The sequence below is a fragment of the Streptomyces katrae genome (assembly GCF_000966975.1).
GTDB lineage: Bacteria > Actinomycetota > Actinomycetes > Streptomycetales > Streptomycetaceae > Streptomyces > Streptomyces katrae.
Genome location: NZ_JZWV01000225.1, coordinates 1 through 16,578, shown reverse-complemented (window position 1 = coordinate 16,578; position 16,578 = coordinate 1). Strand labels below are relative to the sequence as shown.

The following is a 16,578-nucleotide window of genomic DNA, read 5'->3' as shown; positions in this document are numbered from 1 at the left end:
GCCACGGCCTCGGAGAGCAGGGTGCGGTCCGGTTCGGCGATGATGCCCCGCCGAGCGGCTTCCGCGAACAGGACGGTGTCGGAGACCACCGCCTCGAAGCAGCCGGTCCTGCCGCAGGAGCACTTCGCCCGGCTGCCGGGTACGGGCTGGTGCGCGATGTCGCTGGTGGCCGCGCGCGGGCCCAGGTGCACCCGGCCGCCACTGCCCAGAGCCGCGTCGACCACATGGCCCACGAAGACCGCCACGATGCTGTGCTGCGCGTCGGGATGGCCGAAGAGGATCTCCGACTGGGCGAGGGCGCGTGCGTGGTTGTCGACGTACACCGGCAGTCCGGTGACCCGCTCCAGCGCGTCGCGCAACGGTACTTCGTACCAGCCGAGCGGTTCGTGCCGCACCGCGATACCCCGCTCCGGGTCCACCCTTCCCCCCAGCACCGCACCCACACCCGCGAGGGTTAGGCCGCCCCGGTGCGCGGCGAGGAAGGCGGGCAGCCGGCCGGCCACCCTTCCCAGGATCCCGTCCGGGCCGGGCTCCCGGCTGCTCACGTCCTCCCGGGCCAGGACGCGCCCGCGCAGGTCGATCAGGGACAGCGTCGCGCCCGGCACCCCGATGTGCACACCGGCCACGGCGACCCGGCCGCAGTCGATGTCCACCGGAACCTGCGGGCGGCCGACGCCCGCCGCGGCGACCAGTTCGGGGCGCTCCCGCACCAGCCCCAGACCGGTGAGGTCGACCACCTGCCGTGAGACCGCGGCCGGGCTGAGCCCGGTGAGGGCCGCGATCCGCGTACGCGCCACCGGACCGTGGTCGGCACCACCCATCGGGCATCTTGCCCGCCCCTGCCCACAGACACGAACACCCGGACGACTGAACGACGGCCCGCGCCAACCAAGGCCGGCGTGCTCGCGAGGGGGAACTGCGCCGTTCGGGGGCCACGGAGTCGACCGTGACGGGAGGATGGGGGGATGACAGTCTCATATGAACCCGTGATGGAGTTGGTGCGGGCCTCGCTGATGCCGGTGGGGAACGAGCCGGTGCCGCGCACGGAGCTTCCGGCTTGCCGGACGGTGCTGAAGGTGGCCCGGTCCACCGAGGACCTGGACGGGATGCACCCGATCCATGACCTCGCTGCGGCGGCGGGTGTGGCGGCGTCCGCCATGACGTTCTGGCTCGCCCAGGAACGCGACATGGACGCCGCGAAAGCACTGGAGCGGATGCCTGGAGAGGGTGTCCAGGGCCCGGTGGTCGATCTGCTGCGGACGTTGATGACGGGGCCGAAGGGCATGGGTCAGACGGCGGAGTGGCTGATGAGGCTGTTCGTCCGGGACCAGGAGGCCTACCTGGACCTGATCGTGGAGCTGGGTGCCTACACGGCCACGTGTATCCAGATCCTGGACGGACTCGGGGCCAGCAGTGTGGATCAGTCCTTGGAGGATCTGGAGGACCTGCTGCGCGACTACTACGGCGACTCCGCGGCTTCCTGACGGTGCGGGCGCCGGGTCGCTACTGGCCGGGCTGAATGTTCCTGTCGGCGCCGGTAAGGCGGAGGGCCCTGTCGACCTGGCCCCGCCCGTACCCGCGTCGTACGAGATCGAAGGGCGGATTGAGAGGACGCCGCTCCGGCGCGAGGGCGAAGTGGGCGTCCACCTGGGCGCGGTCGTATCCCCGTCGCACCAGATCGAAGTGAGGCTTCGGTACCGGCATGGTGCCCGGCTTCACGACAGCGGGGGCCAGGCCCGCCTCGCGGCTCGGTGCGGCGGCAGGTCGCGCAAGCGCCGGTCTCGTGGCCGCGGTTGCACAGGTCTAGGTGTCGTCTCGGTGCCGGTCACGGACCACCGCCAAGCCGCCGACCCGGGTCGTGATGCCCGCCGGCCCGCGTCGGGCCGAGGCGAGCACGCTGGCCGGGCGGCCGAGGGTGTCGCCCTGCTCCACCTCGATCGTGACCGTCTGCGCCCCTGTCGTGTCGAGCAGGTGGGCGGCCAGGCAGCCGGTGCTGTTGGCGTTGGCGACGTCCTCGTCGACACCGATCGCCGGTGCGAACATCCGTGCCGCACCCGGTCGGCCGCCCACCGGCGGCACGTACACGAAGCAGCCGAGGAGCCCGTACCGACGGCACGCCGCTGTCAGTCTGGCGAGGTGCGGCTGGACTCGGAGCAGCGCCGATCGGTCGCGGACGGGTACCAGCATGCGTGGTGCCCCGGGTGAGGCGATCCGTGGCCGGTCGGTCGGATGCGGGTCGCCCGAGGTGAGCCCGAGCCCGGCGGTGATCGCGGCGCTCTCGTCCGGTCCCGGGTGACGCAGTGCGACGGGGCCCTGGTCGAACCACACCTCGATGCCGGTGGGGCGGCGGATCGCGACGGTGTCGAACGTGCGCCCTCCGGTGTGCTGGCGGTCGTTGAGCTCGCCCAGTGCGGTGCGGGTCAACCGGACGGCCTGCGCGGCGACGGTGCCGTGGCCGCAGCCGGACAGTTCGGCGGTGGCGGTGAAGAACCGGACCGGCAGGCCACCGTCCGGCGTCCGGCCCGGGCCGAGGAACGCCGCGTGCGAGGTGCCGGCCGCAGCGGCGACCGCACGCCGGTCCGCGTCCGTCGCCGCCGGGTCGTCGTCGGTGACGACCGTGGGGCTGCCGCCCCGGCCGTCGCGCCGCACGCACGCATCAACCACTGTGACATCCGGCCAGGACATCGGCCCCCCTTTGACGCTCAACGAACCGGCAACCGCGAAGTACGGCACTACGTCCAGGGCGGCTGCGGTGCCGACGGGATTCGAACCCGTGGACAGAGGGGAGCAGGTCCGCCCCGTCTCCGTCAGTCGCCGTGGGAGGGACCTCGCCCACGTCGATCGCAATGGGCCGCTCTGCCACGGCACCGCAACCTGCGGGGATGCGCGCACCCCCGCTGAGACACAGGGTAGGGACGGCCTTCTCCGCGGACGAATCCTTATCCGGGAGCCGGGGGGAAACCGTGCCGCCCGCCAAGAAAGCGAAGCTGTGACAGGGCCCGTCTTACGAACGAAGCCGGCCAAGCCCCCCGGCGGAGACGGCGAAGACCCCCACCACCGCCCTCGCCCCTGTCGTGAAGGGATCTCGGACTGGGCCTGCCATCGACGTTGGCTCGGTTGCCGCTTGGCGCACGGCAAGATCCTGGTACCTCGTCTCGGCAGCGCCACATCCTTGACCTCAGCCGCACTTGAGGTCCTAGCTTGGCGATCATGACAACCACAAGCCCCCTGCAGAACGGCACCGCCACCCTCGGCCAGCGGCCCATTGCCCTGGTGGCCTGGAGGGCCACCGAGGCGATCCTGCGACACTCGCAAGCCACCCTGGCACGCATCGACGTAACCCAACCGCAGTGGTGGGCGCTCAACAACATCGTCCGCGCCGAGGACGGCCTCACCCGAGACGAGATCCGCGCCGTGGCCGTGCCCTACGACATGGGGGCCGAGGTGATGGTCCACGCCGTCGACGCCCTTGTACACCGGGGCTGGCTCGGCATCGGCGCGGACGGCCGGCTGACCTGCACGCAAGAGGGACACGAGGGACTGGCAACGGCCAAGGAACACATGGACCGGGTGCGTGCGGACATCCTTGGCGACATCACGGAGGAGGAGTACGCGGCTGCGGTCTCCGTGCTCCAACGCATCGCCGACAACCTCGCCCCGGCGGCCGCGACCAGCACGGTCGCCTCGTAGCGAGGGCGGCAATCTGCCTCCGGGAGGTGCCCGGCAACGCCCCCATGGTGGCGATCACCCCGCAGCCGCCATTGTTTCAGGGCGGCCACGGCCTGCCCGCCCAACGCGCGGATACGCGCGTCAGGACAGGGTGACGGCTCGCCGGCCTGAAGAGAGCCGCACCCCTCTGCCGCGGAAGCCCATTCCTACCTGTTGGGGGGAACCGCCGGCCCCCGGGCGATCAGGACGTCGGCTTCGTGGTGCCAGCCGAGGGAGGAGTAGAGCCGCTGGCCTTCCTCACTGGCGATGAGGAGACCGGTACGGGCGCCCTGGGCCACGGCGGCCTCTGCCAGACCGCTCATCATGGCGCGGCCCAGGCCTCGACGGCGGTGCGCCGGGCTGGTCTCGATGCGATCGGCGATCGCGTCGGCGCCGACCACGGCGATGGCGCCGCGCGCCGCAACCTCGCCGGAGGGGCCGTGGAGGGAGACGACCGTGACTGGTCCCTCGGTGCGGACCTCGCGCTGGTACGGCGCGGCGGGCGCGTGCTGCGGGTGCTCGGTGAGATCGGTCGTCATGAACCATTCGGACCGGTGGAGCAACTCCAGTCCGGCGGCGCTGACGAGGGCTTCGACGGCGCTGGGGTGCAGCGTGGGTACCGTCAGCCAGGTGGTCTGCTTCGCGGCGGCGACGGCTGCCGCCAGCCGTGCCAAGGACTCGGGCTCTTCATCCGCACGCAGCGCGAACACCTCGACTTCACGGCCGGGTTGTCCGCACTCGGACCGCAGGCCGTCCCCGGTGGACTCCACGGGCTCGGCCTCGGGCAGGGAGCGAGCTACGGTCCAGCCGTGCAGCCAGCGTCGTATCAGCTCTGATTCGATCTTCGCCATCCGGCGATTAGAGCACGACCGCCACAGTCGACGAGCTGGTGGACGACCCAGACCCTGCGCCGGCGTTGGCCAGGCTGTGCACGCCCCTTGAGCTCACAACGGCAGACGCCCGCCTTTCTTCCCCGGACCGAGGACGAAGGCGGGCGCGGCGACGCGATGGTGGCAAGGGCCGCACGCGACGCGATCGCGCGCTGCCCTACCCGTGGATCACGCGCGACCCACGGCCCGGTGCGCCGGGCCGCACGGGCCTAATAGCCCGTGACGTAGGTCCAGTCGCCGCTCTGAGAGTACGGGACGGAGACGTGGGTTCCCCAGCTGTAGCTGTTCTGGCAGTTGTAGCTGTTGTACGCCTTGACCGTGAGGTCGCCCCGCCACCACCAGCCGGAGATGCGGGTGGTGCCGCCCGAGTCGATGTTGAAACAGCCGAGGCTCTCCTCGCCGTTGTTGTTGTACCCGTAGAGCTCGATCGAGTGCCGGTAGCCGGGCGTCGCGTGGTCCGTGTAGGCGATCTGCTGCCCGTTGGAGCCGGCGGAGGCCGTACCCGCGCCGACGAGGACTCCGGTGGCGGCCAGGGCGAGGCTGCCGGCGGCCGCGGCGGCGCGTGCGGCGATGTTCTTGGACATACGAGAATGTCCCCCCGTTCGGTCGATGGCGTCGTTGCATCCGGAGAATCTGTTGATCTCCGAGCGTTTCATGATCAGGGTACTCGCTCGCATCAATGGTTCAACTACGTTTTTTACATGCGGAGTTGGGGCCCCAGTCGCGCGTGCGGCCGCCACGGGCCGAGCCCAGGATGCGGCCCGTGCCCGTCACGCACCACCGCCTTCCCGGCGGGGAGTCGCGGAGCCCTGAGCGGTTGTCAGTCGGCCCGTGGGTGTGTCCCGCGGCCGGTTCGCCGGGCCAGTTCCTCGCGCTGCCGGCCGAGTCTGGCCAGCTCGGCGTCGAGGGCGGCGATGCGGCGGTCGACCACGGGTGCGAAGCCGCCGTCGCCGGTCCCGGACTCGCAGGCCGGCGCCGGGTCACGGGTGAGCAGCGGGAGGCGGTCCGCGTGGGTGCGCAGGTCCCCGATGGTCAGGCCCAGCGCGAGCAGTTCCCTGATCACCCGGACCAGGGCGACGTCCTCGGGGCCGTACTCCCGCTGTCCGGATGCGGTGCGGGCGGGCGGGGGCAGCAGGCCGCGCTGTTCGTAGAGGCGCAGGGCCCGTGCCGTGGTCCCCGCCGCTGCCGCCGCGTCACCGATGCGCATCCGACCCACCCCACCCCGTCCCGGTCCGCTGCCGTGTGCCCGTACGGGTGGCGTACGGCTACAACCGCACGACCACCGCGCCGAAATGGCGTCCGGCGATCAGTTCGGGCAACGCCCGCACGGCCCCGTCGATTCCCTCGACGGTCGAGTAGGGGAAGCGGATCGCGCCGGACCGCAGCCAGCCGCCGAACCGCTCGCGCCATTCGGCCTGCACGTCGGGGTGATCGGTGCCGGCGTATCCGCGCAGCGAGAGGCCCCGGACCACCAGCCGGAAGGTGTCGATCTCCACGGGCGCGGTGCCACCGTCCCCTTCCGCGGCCATCTGACCGGCCAGCGTGCCGACGACGGCCACGCGGGCACCCTGCCGGGCCACCTCCAGTGCGGCCGAGAGCTGCTCTCCGCCCACGGTGTCGAGGACCACGTCGATGCCGTCCGGGGCGGCGGCCCGCAGCCGGTCGGCGAAGGGCGGGTGTTCCGGACCCCGCAACAGCACCTCGTCGTAGCCGAGTTCCCGTACGAGGCGATCGGCCTTGTGGGGAGAGCCGGTGCTGCCGAGGATCCGTGCGGCACCCAGGAGCCGGGCGATCTGTCCGGCCAGGGTTCCGACCGCGCCGGCCGCGCCGGTGACCAGGACGACGTCGCCGGCCCGGACCGGGGCCAGCCGGGTCAGGGCGCCGTACGCGGCGGAGCCCTGGGCGAGGTGTGCGACCGCTGTCGGCAGGGCCGGGTCGAGGGGGGACACCTCGGTGGCCGGCAGGAGGGCGTGGTCACGCCAGCCCGCCAGGTGGGCCACCCGGTCGCCGGGGCGCAGCGGGCCGTCGGCGGGGGCGGCGAGCACCTCGCCCACGGCGGGGCCGAAGAGGGTGTCTCCGGGCTGCAGGAGGGGCAGGGGCAGGCCGTCGGTCTCGCCGCCGATCAGGGTGCGCAGGCCGGGGAAGACCAGGAAGTGCTCGTTCCGCACGAGCACCTGGCCGGGTCCCGGCTCGGGCAACGGGGTCCGGGTGACGGTGAAGTGGCGTGGTGCCGGCAGGCCGTCGGGGCGGGCGACGAGGCGGACCTCGCGGGCGGTGCGGGGCAGGACGGTGGTCGGCACGGGCGGGCCTCCTGGACGTGGGCGCGACGGGTGCCGGGACGCTAACCCCTGACCCGAGGGTCAGGGTCAAGCCCCACGCGCATCCGGCCGAGGCCCGAGCCGGACGACGAAGGGAGCGGTGGAGGACCGCCCGAGGCCCTGCCGTGGTGGAGCGGGCGGCCCCCGGTAGGAGTCCTCACGGGCGGACCGTGAGGCCGTCCAGGGTGAGGACCGTGAGGCCGTCCAGGGTGAGGTCGAGCAGGCGCTCCGCCTGCTGGCGGTGTTCAGCACCCGCCGAGGTGAGGGCGATGCCTTCCAGGGCGGCCCCGATGTCGGTGGGCTGGATGTCGGTGCGGATCGCCCCGGCGGCCATGCAGGCGTCCATGAGTGAGGTGATGGCGGCCTGGATCATCTCCCGGCTGTGGCCGTAAGGGTTGTTTCCCGTCGCGGCGATGGCGCGCAGGGCGTCGATCATGCCGTACTTGGCGGTGACGTAGTCCAGGAACAGGCGTGTCCACGCGCGCAGTGCCTCTGCCGGCGGCTTCTGCGCAAGGAGAGCGGGGGCGGCTTCGCACAGGTGGGCCACTTCGTTGCGGTAGACCGCCTCGATCAGGGCCTCCCGGGTGGGGAAGTTGCGGTACAGGGTCGCACTGCCCACGCCCGCCTCCTTGGCGATGCGTTCCAGGTGGGCCTCCAGCCCCTGCGTCGTGAAGACGTGGACAGCGGCCGTGAGGATCTTCTCCCTGTTCCGCCGGGCGTCAGCCCTCAGCGGCCGAGGCGTTCCCTCAGTCATCGGTGCCTGCCATCCCCTCTTCGAAGCCCTGCGTGCTTGCTGACCGGACACGCCCCCGTTTAGGGTGGGCTAACTGGGGACGCCTCCGGTTTCACTGTAGGTCATCGCGCTGACAGGCGCGGGCCCCCCCAAGAAGAGAGGCCGGTCATGTCGGGCATCCAGGGCAAAGTCATCGCGATCACAGGTGCCAGTAGCGGCATCGGTGAGGCAACCGCGGCCTACCTCGCCGCGAAAGGCGCCCAACTCGTGCTCGGAGCCCGGCGTGAGGAGCGACTGAACTCCGTCGTGGACGGCATCACGGCGAAGGGCGGCACCGCCGCCGGCGTCGTCGTCGACGTCACGCGCCGTGAAGACCTCCAGCGCCTGACGGAGACGGCCCTCAACCGGTACGGTCGGCTCGACGTCCTCGTCTCCAACGCGGGCACGATGGCGGTCTCGCCGTTCGACGACCTGCGCCAGGACGACTGGGACACCATGGTCGCCACGCACATCACCGGCCTGCTCAACGGCATCGGGGCGGCTCTGCCCATCTTCCGCCGTCAGCGCTTCGGCCAGTTCGTCAACGTCGGCTCCACCGCGGCCTACGTCGTCAAATCCCCCCAGGGGGTCTACGCGGCCACCAAGACGGCGGTGAAGGTGCTCACCGAGGGCCTACGCCAGGAGTCGGGACCGGACCTGCGCGTCACACTCGTCTCACCCGGCTTCACCCATACCGAAGGCATCGGCAAGGGAGCCAGCCCTGAAGCCGCGGCCGCGATGACCCGGCAGCGCGACGAGATCGCCATGCCGCCCTCGGCCATCGCCTCCGCCATCGGCTACGCCATCGAACAACCCGACGGCGTCGACGTCAGCGAGATCGTCGTGCGCCCCACCGCCCAGGCCTGACGCCGGGCTGATCTACCCTGAGCCGGAAGGCACCTCCTCAGTCGGTGAGTTTCGCCGCTGCGGCCATGCCCGCGTACATGGCGGCCATCTGGGCGTGGAGCATCGCCTCCGCATGGGAATCCTGCTCCTTGCGGAGCATCCAGTTCTGGAACGCCTCATTGGCGCTCGTGCTGTGCCGCCACGCCAGGTCGTAGTACTTCGATGCCATGCTGTTGCCCAAGTTGCTCATTCATTCCCCTTGTTGATCGTTCCGCGTCGGCGCCGGGCCAGCTTACGGCCGGTCAGCCGGACAGATCCTCCCCGTCGGTGCCGGGGTGTGGCGCCTGGCGGGGGAAGAGGGCGTTCTCCAGGGCATCCAGCCCGAACAGCATGAACACGACCAGTACCGGCAGGAACACAGCGGTCACCACCATGGCGCCTCCCGACTGCAGCGGTCACGGGAACGCGATGCACAATCCCTACGGCCCAGACTGCTCCGAACGGAACAACCGGGCTCGTCCCGGCCTGACGTCAAGCCGCCGTCCGGGTGATGTCCGGGCGAAGAAGAGGGCGGCGATTCCCTAGGATCGTGCCGTGCCCGCCTTTTCTCTCGAACGCACGCCCCCGCTCACCCCCGCGGAGGCGTGGCGCAGGCTGACGGAATGGCCCCGCCACGCCGAGGTGGTCCCGCTCACCAGGATCGAGGTGCTCACCGCGCCGCCCACACGTCCGGGAACGCGTTTCGTGGCCCGCTCGGGCCTCGGACCGGTGTCCTTCGACGACGTCATGGAGGTGACGGTCTGGCGCCCGCCGGTGGGCGGCGAGCCCGGCCTGTGCCGGCTGGAGAAGCGGGGCCGCGTCGTCCTGGGCTGGGCGGAGATCGAGGTACGGCCAGGGGCCGGCAGCGGCAGCCGGGTGGTGTGGCGGGAGGAACTGCGCATCCGCTTCCTGCCCCGCCTCTTCGACGGCGTCCTGAACCGGACGGCCCGCCTGATGTTCGGCCGCGCGGCGACCCAGCTGCTCAGCAAGGCCTGAACGACGACCGCGCTCAGTCGGCCGAGCCACTGCGCCGCGCCTGCCGGGGTCGCCGTGCTTGTCGTGGGGACCGGGGTGCGCGCGGCCGCCGACGACACCCCGCTGAGGACTGCGCCCAGCCGGCCGCACTGCCGGCGGCCCGGACCGGCTCGTTCAGTGTGGGAAGTGGTGCGGCAGTTCCGTGGTGAGGGCGGCCGCCGCGGGGGAGAGCCGGCGTCGGCGATGTCGGGCCAGTTGGACGGTGACGTCGGGGAACCGCGGGCCGGGCACCTGTGCCAGGCGGCCCGTCGTGAGCGCGTCCGCGACATTGGCGCGGGCCAGCAGGCTGAGGCCGAGGCCCGCCGCGACGCAGGACCTGGCGACCTCCAGACTGCCGAAGCGCGTGATGCGGGGCTGCGCGCCCGGCGCCGCGGCGAGCAGCCGCTCAAGGAAGCGGTCGCTGTACGAGCAGCCCTGCTCGTGCAGGAAGTAGTCCTCGCGGGCCAGCTCCGCCCAGTCGGTGGGCGAACCAGGGGCCCTGCGGGCGGCGGGGTGCTCCGGCGAGCAGACGAGGACCAGCTGTTCGCGGGCCAGCGGCGTGCATTCGACATCGCGGAACACGGCTTCGTCCTCCAGCAGCAGGGCCAGATCCAGCTCGCCGGCACGGAGCGCGGCGACGGCGGCCGAAGTCCCCATCGTGCGCATGTCCACCTCGACCCCGGGGTGGCTGTGCCGCAGCGCGGCGACGACTCCCGGCAGCCGGGCGGACACCAGCGTCTCGCCAGCACCACGCGTCCGGTCACCCGGCCGCCCGTGCCACCCGCCGAGGAGGCGACCGCGCGCAGCCGGGACTCGGCCTCCAGGACTGCCTCGGCCTGCCCCAGTACCTCGCGTCCGGCGCCCGTGAGCACCACCCCACGCGGCAGCCGGTCGAACAGGCACAGGCCGAGCTCCTTCTCCAGCGCCTGCACGTGGGCGGTGACGGTGGACTGGACGAGGTGCAGGCGTTCCGCGGCGGCGGTCAGGTTCCCGGTCCGGGCAACGGTGGTGAAGGTGCGCAGGAGTCTGGTGTCCATGCCGTAGACGATAGTCACCGCCATCGGATACCTCGATGGATCCGATCGGGATCCATCGTTTGTAACGATGACTGCGGAGTGTGACAGTGGGCGCATGAACCTGAGGACGCACCCCGAAATCCTGCGCTACACCGCCTTCACCACCGACCCCGCCGGTGGCAATCCGGCCGGCGTCGTGCTTGACGCGGCCGCACTGGGCGATGCCGCCATGCTCGCGACCGCCGCCGAAGTCGGTTACTCGGAGACCGCTTTCGTCATTGCCGCCGACCATGCGGCCCGCCGGTTCCGGCTGCGCTATTTCAGCCCGCTGGCCGAGGTCGCCTTCTGCGGCCACGCCACCGTCGCCACCGCGGTGGCCCTGGCCGAACGGCTCGGGCCCGGGCCGCTCGTCTTCGACACGCCGGTGGGAGAGATCGCCCTGGACACCTCCGCTGACCGCGAAGGCTCCGTGACCGCGACGCTCACCAGCGTCCCCACCCGCTCCCGGCCGGCGGCCGACGAGGAGGTGGACGCCTCCCTCGCCGCCCTGCACTGGTCCCCCGAAGACCTCGACACCGCGCTCCCCCCGCACGTTGCCTTCGGCGGAAACGAGCACCTGGTCCTGGCCGTTGCCACCCGCGAGCGTCTCGCGGCCCTCGACTACGACTTCGACGCCCTGGCCGAGGTGATGCACCGTCACGGCTGGACCACGCTCCAGCTGGTCTGGCGTGAGACCCAGGACCTCTTCCACGCCCGCGACCCCTTCCCGATCGGCGGTGTCGTCGAGGACCCGGCCACCGGATCCGCGGCCGCCGCCTTCGGCGGCTACCTGCGCACCCTCGGAGCCCTCCCGCCCTCCGGCGCCTTCACCATCCGCCAGGGCGAGGACCTCGGCCGGCTCAGCCTGCTCCGGGTCGAGGCATCCACCACGGACCCCCGCGTACGTGTGAGCGGTCAGGCGGTGGCGATTGCGGGCACGAGCGCGCGCACCGGCGAGGGAGGAGCCGAGCGGACCGAGCGCGCCGCAGGCGACGTTCAGTCACACCGCGCGCGGAGTTGAAAACCCGCACGCTGCCGGCACCGCGAGTCCCGCAGCTGCCGCTCCTGCGGACGGGGAGGGCGCGGCGGGGCGCGCGTGCGGGGATTCAACCGTGATCGACGGGGTAGGCGACGGCCACAAGATCGATCAGTTGACGGAAGGCGGATCCCATGTTGTTGGCTCACCCGGCTGTGCTCCCCGGCCTCGTCGACCGCTACTGGGCGCTGTCGGTACTGGATGCCGCAGACGACGCCTCGTCGGTGCGCAGGGAGATGAGGGACGTGGAGCAGGCTCTGTGCGTGGCCACGGGTACGGCGGACGTGTACGCCGCGTTGATAGCCGCCCGGCACCACCTGCCTGGCGCGGGCGCTCTCGACGACTCCGTACTCGCCTCCCGCTGATCGCCCTTCAGGCCGTCCGCCGCGGACTTCACGGCCTCCTGCTGCGCCGCGCTCCATGCCGCCGTGGACTTCGAGACCTCGTCCCAGCCGTCCCTGACATCGTTGTACGCGCTCTTGTCGGAACGGAGTTCGTTCAGGTCGGTGCACAACTGCGCGGCCGCCGGGCCGGCAAGCGCCGTGCGTTACGCGGCCCGGGCCGGCTGCACGGCGTGCCCAGGGGGCTCGCGCCGGCGCGGTAGCGCGTCGGGGGTACGACCTACTGAACGGTCGACTCCTCCCAGGGTGGGGTTGGTGGTGCCGGAGGACGAGCCCCCGAGGTCAGCAGGTGATGGTGGCCCAGGAGTGGCCGGGGAAGGTTCGCGAGCCCGCTTGGCCGCTTGCCAGGACGTCGAGTTCGGCGCCGGTGGTCGGAGCGAGGATCACGAACGACAGCGTGGCCTTGCCGTCGGTGTCGAAGACGCCGGACGATCCCGAGGTGTAGGCCTTCTGACCGACGATCCAGTAGTCGGCCCAGACCGACCGGCCCGCGTACGGCGAGGGTCCGTAGGACGGACCGTGCGCGACGTTCACCGTCACGATGTCCTCGCGGAGGTAGGCGTGCCTGCCGCCGACGCCGATGTCGACGGTCTCGCAGCGCTGGGAGACGCCGGTCACGGTCACGTAGTCGTTCCACGTCGAGGCGTCGACGTAGGTGGGGTTGTCCCAGGTGCAGGGCGCCAGCGGAGCGCTCACGAAGTTGCTGTAGTAGACGCCGTGCACCCACACCTGGTAGGTGACGGTCAGTGTCGCGCCCGGCGGCGGGTTGGGCACCGAGAAGTTGAACGTGGCGTTCTTCCTGGCGGTGTCGAACGTGCCGCCGGCGGTGCCGGTCCTGGTGCTGCCGCTGATGGTGTAGGAGGCGGTGATGGTGGAGTCGGTCGGGGGGTAGCCGACGGTCTCGAGGTTGAGGGTGATCCGGTCGACGGGTATCGAGGTCGTCATGGGACCGCTGCCACTGTTCTGCATGGCGCAGTGCTGGTCCACGTTGGGCGCGAACGGTCCGCCCGGGTCGGCGGTGGCGGATGCCGCCCCGGCGGCGGTCAGGCCGATCAGGATCACGAGAGCGGTGGTCAGCGCTCTCCAGGATCTCCAGGTCTTCCAGGTTCCTCGGGACTTTCGGGCCATCGCGGGTGCCCCCCAGGTCGTTGGTGCCGGACGGTGCTCTCCACTCGCGGCGGCAGAGACGCCCGTACGGCACCTGTGGTTTCTGGCCCGGTCCACGGTGGAGATCAGCCACTCTGGTGATCCCGCTCTTCCCGCTCCGCGGTCGTGCTCGCCAAACCGCCGAATCCTTGGGTCATCTGGCCGGGTAGGCGTCGGTGATCACGCGATCCGGGTTGCGGACGGCCCATTCCAGGACGTGCTCGCCGTTGAGGCGTTCCAGGACGAACCGGTCCTCGCGGTACCAGATGGCCTCCGCGCGGCGTGGTCCTGCCGGGTACTCGCGCCTGACGGTGGTCTTGCGGGTGTTCTCACTGGTGCTGGTGGTCGTCGTGGAGACCACACTCAGGGTGGTCGACGCGCCTATGAAGCTGAACTCCGAGGTCGCGGTCAGCTTGACGCCGGCGGTGTGCTCGACCTCCTTGGTGTTGGAGGTGGTCACGCCGACCGTGACCTCTTCCTCCTTGGTGTAGGCGGACGCGCCGGAGTGCTCGTAGTAGTAGACGTTGCGCCAGGACCCGTAGCGCTTGAGGACGTAGTACGGGTTCTCCTGGCCCTGCCGGGCTCGCGAGAGGACGGGGTCGTTGATGAAGGGGAACGGGAACAGGACCGAGCCGACCAGCACCTGGTCGGTCCTGTCGCCGGCGGGCGGAGCGAAGCCGCCTCCATCCGCATGTACCAGGTCTGGCCGCCGCCGGCACGCCCACCCGGGCGCCGGACGCGTCCCGGCCGCAGCCGACCCTGTCAGACGATGCGGAGCGCCTCCGAGCTCGGCGGCAGGGTTCCCCTGCCCGGTGCGGACTGCCAGAGCCCAGGAGGGGCGGGCACGCCGTGGCGTCGTGAGCTTATTGATCACCTGTGACCGGTGTGCGAAGCTGCCGGTCTCGGGGGAGGGGGCGGTGGTGGAACGCGAGCACGGCCACATCGGTTCCGCGCAGGCGGTGTTGGGCTTACTGGTCGTGGGCGGAATGGCCCTGGGGGCGTTGCTGCTGCACCCCGGCGCGGGTCTGTTCGCCGAGGGCCGCGGGCCGCTCGGCGAAAACCCCGTCCTGGTTCTCGGTCTCGCCCTGCTCTCCCTTTTCGGCGGGATCGCACTGCGCGCGAAGTACGTGGAGCGGATCGGCGCCCAGGAGACGCTCGACCCGGTGGAACAGCGACTGGCGGACGGTGTGCGCCGTGTGCTGACGGCGGCCCCGCCGGCCCTCCCGCTGCTCATCGTGGCCCTGCACCGCTTCGGTGCCCCGGACAGCGACAGCGGCGGTGGCGCACCCCCGAACGGCGGTGGCCCAGGCCCCTCCTCGCTTCCCCTCGCGCCCCCGGTCCCCGTGCCCACGGCGCCGCCCGCACCGCCCGCCGCCCCCGACGCCGGCAGCCACTCCGGGCTGACGCGCGTCCTCCTCGTGCTCGGCCTCGCCCTGCTCACCGCGGCCCTCGTGCTCGCGTTCCGCCTCCTGTGGCGGTATCTGCGCCATCCGACGGAGCCCGAGGCTGCGGCGGTGGCCGAGACCCCCGGCGGCGAGCGGGAACCCCTCGCCGCCGCCGTGGATCGCGGACGCCGTGCCCTGCAGGACGCGACCGACGTGAGTGCGGCCGTCATCGCCTGCTACCTCGCCATGGAGGAGTCGCTCGCCGACTCCGGCGTGGCCCGCCACGCCTCGGACAGCCCGCACGACCTGCTGGAACGGGCCCTCCACGGCGGCCTGTCCGCAGCGGACGCCGCCACCGAGCTCACCGCCCTGTTCCGCGAGGCACGCTACTCCACGCACCCCATGCACGGCGGCCACCGCGACCGGGCGGCGGCCGCGCTCGCCGAGATCGCCCACGGCCTGCGCCCGCAGGGGGACGGACCCCGGGCCGGGGCGGGTGCCGGGTGAAGGCGGGCATACGGATCCGGACCCGTACCGGCTCCGTGCGGCCGGCGCCCGGTCCGGTACGGGACTCGCTGGCCGTCCTGGCGGCCCTGGCCCTTCCGGCCGAAGTGCTGCTCGCCCTGACCGACGGCGCCGCCGCGGCCGCCACCGGAGCCGCACTCCTCACCACCGTCGCACTGGCCCTGGGGCGCTACGCCGCCGGCGGCGCCGCCCAGGACGCCGGACTGCGCAGGCCGACGCGCGTGCTGAGCGGCCGGGCCCCGGCGCTCGGCCGGTGGCGGCGCACCGTGGCCGACGCCCTCGGGGACGACGGCGAAGAACACCTGCGCACCGTCATGCGACCACAGCTCCAAAGGCTGTTCGCGGCCCGGCTGGCCGAGCGGCACGGGGTGGAGATGTACCGGAACCCGGACCGGGCCCGGGCGCTGGTCGGCAACACGCTGTGGCCGTGGATCGACCCCGGGGCGCCCGCTCCGCAACCCACCCTCCCCGAACCCGTCCTGCGCTCCCTGCTCGACCGCCTGGAATCCCTGTGACCATCGCCGGCCCCAAGCCGGCCGCCGCAACCAGCCACCCGACCCGTCGCCGTGAGGAACCGCTCGTGACCAGCACGCACACCAGCCCGGACCGCACCGTCCTGACGCCCCGACAGGCGGGCGAGCGGGCCGCAGCCGTGCTCGACGAGATCCGCACCGCCGTGGTCGGCAAGGCGGAACCGCTCGCCCTGGTCATGCTCGGCATCCTCGCCGGGGGCCACGTCCTCATCGAGGATCTGCCCGGACTCGGCAAGACGCTGCTGGCCCGCTCCTTCGCCACCACCCTCGGACTGGACTTCTCCCGCGTCCAGTTCACCCCCGACCTGCTGCCCTCCGATGTCACCGGCGCCCCGTTCTACGACCAGCGCACCGCCGACATGGTCTTCCGGCCCGGCCCCGTCTTCGCCCAGCTGCTCCTCGCCGACGAGATCAACCGCACCCCGCCCAAGACCCAGGCGGCCCTGCTGGAGGCGATGGCCGAGTCCCAGGTGTCCGTCGACGGCACCACCCGCCCGCTGCCGGACCCCTTCGTGGTGGTGGCCACCGCCAACCCCATCGAGTACGAGGGCACCTACTCCCTCCCGGAGGCCCAGCTCGACCGCTTCCTGCTGCGGGTGCGGATGGGCTACCTCACGCCCGCCGAGGAAGCCGGCATGCTGCGCGCACGCGTCGACCGGGCCGCGCCCGAAGCGGTGCTGCGCACGCTCAGCGGGCCGGGCGAGGTGCTGGCCATGCGGGCCGCCGTGGAACGCGTCGAGGTGGACGACGACCTGCTGGACTACGCCGTCGCCCTCGTCGGCGCCACCCGCGCCCACCCGCACGTCCAGGTCGGGGCCTCTCCACGAGGCGGCCTGGCCCTGGTGCAGCTGGCCCGAGCCCGTGCCGTGCTCGAACTGCGGGACTACGTGACCCCGGAGGACGTCAAAGC

The 16,578-nt window shown here is 72.1% G+C and carries 20 protein-coding genes, 1 tRNA gene and 1 pseudogene; 9 read left to right on the top strand and 13 right to left on the bottom strand.

The annotated features are described in order from the left end of the window. On the bottom strand, window positions 1–797 hold a 797-nt coding region (locus tag VR44_RS10290; RefSeq protein WP_245691666.1), incomplete at its 3' end, for an ROK family protein. A gap of 168 nt (window positions 798–965) precedes the next feature. Here VR44_RS10290 and VR44_RS10285 point away from each other — a divergent pair. Continuing rightward, a complete protein-coding gene (locus tag VR44_RS10285) occupies window positions 966–1,484 on the top strand; it encodes a hypothetical protein (protein WP_157880260.1) in 519 nt (172 codons plus the stop codon). 319 nt (window positions 1,485–1,803) lie between these two features. Here VR44_RS10285 and VR44_RS10280 read toward each other — a convergent pair whose 3' ends face one another. Together VR44_RS10280 and VR44_RS44915 are read right to left on the bottom strand one after the other, a co-directional pair. Next, window positions 1,804–2,685 (bottom strand): PhzF family phenazine biosynthesis protein, encoded by an 882-nt coding sequence (locus tag VR44_RS10280; protein WP_045947111.1) that lies wholly within the window; start codon window positions 2,683–2,685, stop codon window positions 1,804–1,806. Between the two features lie 65 nt (window positions 2,686–2,750). After that, window positions 2,751–2,869 (bottom strand) — tRNA-Gly (locus VR44_RS44915). A gap of 341 nt (window positions 2,870–3,210) precedes the next feature. Here VR44_RS44915 and VR44_RS10275 point away from each other — a divergent pair. After that, window positions 3,211–3,690, top strand: coding sequence for a MarR family winged helix-turn-helix transcriptional regulator (locus VR44_RS10275; RefSeq protein ID WP_045947117.1), 480 nt, complete (start codon window positions 3,211–3,213; stop codon window positions 3,688–3,690). 185 nt (window positions 3,691–3,875) lie between these two features. Here VR44_RS10275 and VR44_RS10270 read toward each other — a convergent pair whose 3' ends face one another. The 5 genes from VR44_RS10270 to VR44_RS10250 all read right to left on the bottom strand — a co-directional run bounded on the left by VR44_RS10270 (window position 3,876) and on the right by VR44_RS10250 (window position 7,670). Then, window positions 3,876–4,559: a GNAT family N-acetyltransferase gene (locus VR44_RS10270; RefSeq protein ID WP_045947110.1), complete on the bottom strand. Its 684-nt coding sequence runs from the start codon at window positions 4,557–4,559 to the stop codon at window positions 3,876–3,878. A gap of 248 nt (window positions 4,560–4,807) precedes the next feature. Beyond that, window positions 4,808–5,182: a hypothetical protein gene (locus VR44_RS10265; RefSeq protein ID WP_045947109.1), complete on the bottom strand. Its 375-nt coding sequence runs from the start codon at window positions 5,180–5,182 to the stop codon at window positions 4,808–4,810. A gap of 236 nt (window positions 5,183–5,418) precedes the next feature. Then, the gene (locus VR44_RS10260; protein WP_045947108.1) at window positions 5,419–5,805 is read right to left on the bottom strand and encodes a helix-turn-helix domain-containing protein; all 387 of its coding nucleotides are present in this window, start codon (window positions 5,803–5,805) and stop codon (window positions 5,419–5,421) included. A gap of 58 nt (window positions 5,806–5,863) precedes the next feature. Then, window positions 5,864–6,898 carry an MDR family NADP-dependent oxidoreductase gene (locus VR44_RS10255; protein WP_045947107.1) on the bottom strand — a complete coding sequence of 345 codons (1,035 nt, stop codon included), beginning with the start codon at window positions 6,896–6,898 and terminating at the stop codon, window positions 5,864–5,866. Between the two features lie 175 nt (window positions 6,899–7,073). Continuing rightward, on the bottom strand, window positions 7,074–7,670 hold the full coding sequence (locus VR44_RS10250) for a TetR/AcrR family transcriptional regulator (protein ID WP_094191540.1): 597 nt from the start codon (window positions 7,668–7,670) through the stop codon (window positions 7,074–7,076). 147 nt (window positions 7,671–7,817) lie between these two features. Between VR44_RS10250 and VR44_RS10245 the strand changes: the two genes are divergently transcribed. Beyond that, window positions 7,818–8,555 (top strand): SDR family oxidoreductase, encoded by a 738-nt coding sequence (locus VR44_RS10245; RefSeq protein WP_045947106.1) that lies wholly within the window; start codon window positions 7,818–7,820, stop codon window positions 8,553–8,555. 37 nt (window positions 8,556–8,592) lie between these two features. Here VR44_RS10245 and VR44_RS10240 read toward each other — a convergent pair whose 3' ends face one another. After that, window positions 8,593–8,784: a hypothetical protein gene (locus VR44_RS10240; protein WP_045947105.1), complete on the bottom strand. Its 192-nt coding sequence runs from the start codon at window positions 8,782–8,784 to the stop codon at window positions 8,593–8,595. Window positions 8,785–8,836: 52 nt separating this feature from the next. Beyond that, complete coding sequence (locus tag VR44_RS48355) at window positions 8,837–8,968, bottom strand: hypothetical protein (RefSeq protein ID WP_281187128.1); 132 nt, start codon at window positions 8,966–8,968, stop codon at window positions 8,837–8,839. A 160-nt stretch (window positions 8,969–9,128) separates the two neighbouring features. Here VR44_RS48355 and VR44_RS10235 point away from each other — a divergent pair, with 160 nt between their 5' ends. Then, complete coding sequence (locus tag VR44_RS10235) at window positions 9,129–9,569, top strand: SRPBCC family protein (protein WP_045947104.1); 441 nt, start codon at window positions 9,129–9,131, stop codon at window positions 9,567–9,569. Between the two features lie 153 nt (window positions 9,570–9,722). On the opposite strand, the pseudogene VR44_RS10230 reads toward VR44_RS10235, so the two are convergent. After that, window positions 9,723–10,624, bottom strand: a pseudogene (locus VR44_RS10230) (LysR family transcriptional regulator). Window positions 10,625–10,718: 94 nt separating this feature from the next. Here VR44_RS10230 and VR44_RS10225 point away from each other — a divergent pair. Together VR44_RS10225 and VR44_RS10220 are read left to right on the top strand one after the other, a co-directional pair. Further along, window positions 10,719–11,663, top strand: coding sequence for a PhzF family phenazine biosynthesis isomerase (locus tag VR44_RS10225; protein WP_045947103.1), 945 nt, complete (start codon window positions 10,719–10,721; stop codon window positions 11,661–11,663). A gap of 149 nt (window positions 11,664–11,812) precedes the next feature. Continuing rightward, complete coding sequence (locus VR44_RS10220; protein ID WP_045947102.1) at window positions 11,813–12,043, top strand: DUF5133 domain-containing protein; 231 nt, start codon at window positions 11,813–11,815, stop codon at window positions 12,041–12,043. A gap of 318 nt (window positions 12,044–12,361) precedes the next feature. Here the strand turns inward: VR44_RS10220 and VR44_RS10215 are convergent, their stop codons facing one another. Both VR44_RS10215 and VR44_RS44910 read right to left on the bottom strand, forming a co-directional pair. Further along, window positions 12,362–13,141, bottom strand: coding sequence for a hypothetical protein (locus VR44_RS10215; RefSeq protein WP_045947101.1), 780 nt, complete (start codon window positions 13,139–13,141; stop codon window positions 12,362–12,364). A gap of 238 nt (window positions 13,142–13,379) precedes the next feature. After that, entirely contained in the window at window positions 13,380–13,868 is a 489-nt protein-coding gene (locus VR44_RS44910; protein ID WP_045947100.1) for a hypothetical protein, read from the bottom strand. A 214-nt stretch (window positions 13,869–14,082) separates the two neighbouring features. Between VR44_RS44910 and VR44_RS10205 the strand changes: the two genes are divergently transcribed. The 3 genes from VR44_RS10205 to VR44_RS10195 form a co-directional block, all read left to right on the top strand. Beyond that, complete coding sequence (locus VR44_RS10205; RefSeq protein ID WP_245691664.1) at window positions 14,083–15,117, top strand: DUF4129 domain-containing protein; 1,035 nt, start codon at window positions 14,083–14,085, stop codon at window positions 15,115–15,117. Next, window positions 15,114–15,650: a hypothetical protein gene (locus tag VR44_RS10200; RefSeq protein WP_045947099.1), complete on the top strand. Its 537-nt coding sequence runs from the start codon at window positions 15,114–15,116 to the stop codon at window positions 15,648–15,650. Before VR44_RS10205 ends, VR44_RS10200 begins: the two co-directional genes overlap by 4 nt. 65 nt (window positions 15,651–15,715) lie before the next feature. After that, a partial coding sequence (locus tag VR44_RS10195; protein ID WP_052713533.1) for an AAA family ATPase occupies window positions 15,716–16,578 on the top strand: 863 nt, incomplete at its 3' end.

Excerpts from the sequence above, each read along its gene's own strand:
- VR44_RS10220 (WP_045947102.1), top strand. The coding sequence starts at position 11,813 with ATGTTGTTGGCTCACCCGGCTGTGCTCCCCGGCCTCGTCGACCGCTAC.
- VR44_RS10275 (WP_045947117.1), top strand. The coding sequence starts at position 3,211 with ATGACAACCACAAGCCCCCTGCAGAACGGCACCGCCACCCTCGGCCAG.
- VR44_RS10260 (WP_045947108.1), bottom strand. The coding sequence starts at position 5,805 with ATGCGCATCGGTGACGCGGCGGCAGCGGCGGGGACCACGGCACGGGCC.
- VR44_RS10225 (WP_045947103.1), top strand. The coding sequence starts at position 10,719 with ATGAACCTGAGGACGCACCCCGAAATCCTGCGCTACACCGCCTTCACC.
- VR44_RS10270 (WP_045947110.1), bottom strand. The coding sequence starts at position 4,559 with ATGGCGAAGATCGAATCAGAGCTGATACGACGCTGGCTGCACGGCTGG.
- VR44_RS48355 (WP_281187128.1), bottom strand. The coding sequence starts at position 8,968 with ATGGTGGTGACCGCTGTGTTCCTGCCGGTACTGGTCGTGTTCATGCTG.
- VR44_RS10240 (WP_045947105.1), bottom strand. The coding sequence starts at position 8,784 with ATGAGCAACTTGGGCAACAGCATGGCATCGAAGTACTACGACCTGGCG.
- VR44_RS10250 (WP_094191540.1), bottom strand. The coding sequence starts at position 7,670 with ATGACTGAGGGAACGCCTCGGCCGCTGAGGGCTGACGCCCGGCGGAAC.
- VR44_RS10280 (WP_045947111.1), bottom strand. The coding sequence starts at position 2,685 with ATGTCCTGGCCGGATGTCACAGTGGTTGATGCGTGCGTGCGGCGCGAC.
- VR44_RS10265 (WP_045947109.1), bottom strand. The coding sequence starts at position 5,182 with ATGTCCAAGAACATCGCCGCACGCGCCGCCGCGGCCGCCGGCAGCCTC.
- VR44_RS10245 (WP_045947106.1), top strand. The coding sequence starts at position 7,818 with ATGTCGGGCATCCAGGGCAAAGTCATCGCGATCACAGGTGCCAGTAGC.
- VR44_RS10285 (WP_157880260.1), top strand. The coding sequence starts at position 966 with ATGACAGTCTCATATGAACCCGTGATGGAGTTGGTGCGGGCCTCGCTG.